Source organism: Nocardia cyriacigeorgica NBRC 100375 (genome assembly GCF_000308555.1).
GTDB classification, from domain to species: domain Bacteria; phylum Actinomycetota; class Actinomycetes; order Mycobacteriales; family Mycobacteriaceae; genus Nocardia; species Nocardia cyriacigeorgica.
Genome location: NZ_BAFY01000303.1, coordinates 1 through 2,633 on the forward strand (window position 1 = coordinate 1; position 2,633 = coordinate 2,633).

Consider the following 2,633-nt stretch of genomic DNA (forward strand, 5'->3'; position numbering starts at 1 on the left):
CGATCCCGCCGGACTGGACTCGCTGCGCGTTGTCGTCGTCGGCGGTGAGGCCTGCCCCGCGAGCCTGGTCCGCGAATGGGCCGGTGCCGGCCGTCGGTTCCACAACGCCTACGGCCCCACCGAGACCACGGTCGCCGTCACCATGAGTGGTCCACTGACCCCCGACGAGCCCGTCAGCATCGGTTCGGCAATCGGCAGCACACGCTGCTATGTCCTCGATTCGCGTCTGCGGCTGGTCGGCGAAGGCGCGATCGGCGAGCTCTACGTCTCCGGACCATCGGTGGCTCGCGGATACCACGATCGCCGAGCGCTGACGGCACAGCGATTCGTCCCCGATCCCTACCGTGGCCCGGGCGAAAGGATGTACCGCACCGGCGATCTCGTGCGACGGACCGCCTCGGGCGAATTCGAGTATCTCGGCCGGATCGACGATCAGATCCAGATCCGCGGCGCGCGTATCGAACTCGGCGAGATCGACGCCACTCTGGCCGGCCTCGACGGGGTACGCCACGCGGTGGCCGTGGATGTCCGCTCGGCCTCCGGCGAGGCGGTCCTCGCGGCGTTCGTGCAGCCGGACCCCGGTCGCGTTCTCGAGACCGCATGGCTGTCGGAAGCGTTGGCCGAGCGGTTGCCGCGGCATCTGCTGCCGAACACGATTCGCCTGGTCGACGCGATACCGACGACGCCGTCCGGTAAAGCCGACCGAGCGGCGCTGCGCGCCGAAGCGACCGCCGTATCCGGTTATCGGGCGGCTTCCGGTGTGGGCGAGGATCTGGTCGCCGACGCCTTCGCGCGGGTGCTGGGCCGGCGCATCGGAGCCGAGACCGACTTCTTCATCGCCGGCGGCAACTCGCTGCTGGCCACCCAGGTCACCGCCCTGTTGAGCGATGCCTGGGGTACTCGGATCCCGCCACGGCTGCTTTTCGATCACCCGACGGTGGCGACCCTGGCGAAAGCGTTGCGAACACAGGTGTTCGACGTGCCTCGTCCGCCGTTGCGCGCGAGTCAGCGCCCGCAGCGCATTCCCCTCTCGCCCGCCCAAGTGCGTTTCTGGCTGCGCAACCAGTTCGACACCGACTCGGCAGTCGACAACCTGGGATTCGCGCTGGCGCTGTCCGGTGAGCTGGACGTGCCGGCGTTGCGGGCGGCGTTCGCCGACGTCGTCGCCCGCCATGAATCTCTACGGACCAGGTATCCCGCCGACGCGACGGGCCCGTTCCAGCAGGTGCTCTCACCCGATGAGGCAGGCCTGCACCTGCGGGTCGCCGACATCGCGGCCGGCGCATCCTCGGCACAGGTCGCCGAGCGAGTCCAGCAGTTGCTGTGGCGGGGCTTCGATGTCGCCACCCAGACTCCGGTCCGGGTCGCGCTGTTGCGTGCCGACGACGGATACGTACTGGTCTGCGCCATGCACCACATCTGTGCGGATGGATCGTCACTGGCCCCGCTCGCGCGCGATATCACCGCGGCCTACGCGGCCCGGTGCGCCGGCACGGCTCCGGCCTGGCGCACACTGCCGGTGCAGTACGCCGACTACGCGTTGTGGCATCAGGATCTGCTCGGCTCCCGCGATGATCCCGAGTCGCTGCTGGCCCGCCAACTGTCCTATTGGACACAGGAACTCGACGGCCTGCCCGAAGGCCTCGATCTGCCGGCGGACCGGCCGCGACCGGCGGTGGCGTCGCTGAAGGGCTCTGCCGTGCAGCGCATAGCGGAGGCCGAGCTGCATCGCGACTTGATCGCTGTCGCCCGCCGGCACCGCGCGACGGTGTTCATGGTGATGCGAACAGCGCTGGCGGTGATGCTCGGGCGGTTGTCCGGGTCGACCGATATCGCGATCGGCGTACCGATGACCAATCGCGCCGAACCCGCACTCGACGATGTGGTCGGAATGTTCGTCAACACCACCGTTTCCCGCACCCGCATCGATCCGGGCGAACGATTCACGTCGCTGCTGGACCGCACGCGCGAACGAGACCTGATCAATTTCGCGCATTCGGATGTGCCGTTCGAACAGGTCGTCGACGCCGTCGGCCCGATCCGGTCGCCGGGCCGCCATCCCCTCTATCAGGTGGGTTTCGCATTCCAGAACTTCGCCGAAGCGAAACTCGACTTGTCCGAGGTGCGGTTCTCGGCGTTCGAGGTCGATACGCGCACCTCCAAAACGGACCTGCATATCGCGGTGGTCGACACCAGGAAAGACGACGGCAGCCCCGGCCCTATCGCGATTCGCTTCACCTACGCGACAGATCTGTTCGACGAATCGACCGTCCGGCGATTCCTCGACACCTACCTGCATCTGCTGCACCAGGTCGCGACCCGGCCGGACACCGCGGTCGGTGCACTCGACCTCGTCGGCCCCGCCGACCGGCTGTCGTTGCGCGAGTGGTCGTCCGGAGACTCGCGCCCGGTCGGCGAACACCGGTTGACAGCGCCGATCTGGCAGCGGGCGCGGGAAACGCCGGGTGCGGTGGCGGTGGTCTGCGGTTCCGAATCGCTGACCTACCAGCAGCTGCACGACCGAGTGCACCGATTGGCGCGCTGGCTGATCGAGCGGGGCATCGGGCCGGAGGACGGCGTCGCCGTGGCGATGCGCCGTTCGATCCACCAGGTCGTGGCGTTCTGCGCGATCG

1 protein-coding gene is annotated in these 2,633 nt (G+C 68.4%); it reads left to right on the top strand.

The window, feature by feature from the left end; translation table 11 throughout:
- Window positions 1–2,633 (top strand): condensation domain-containing protein (locus tag RJ05_RS26170; RefSeq protein WP_036541938.1); only part of this gene is annotated, 2,633 nt, incomplete at both ends.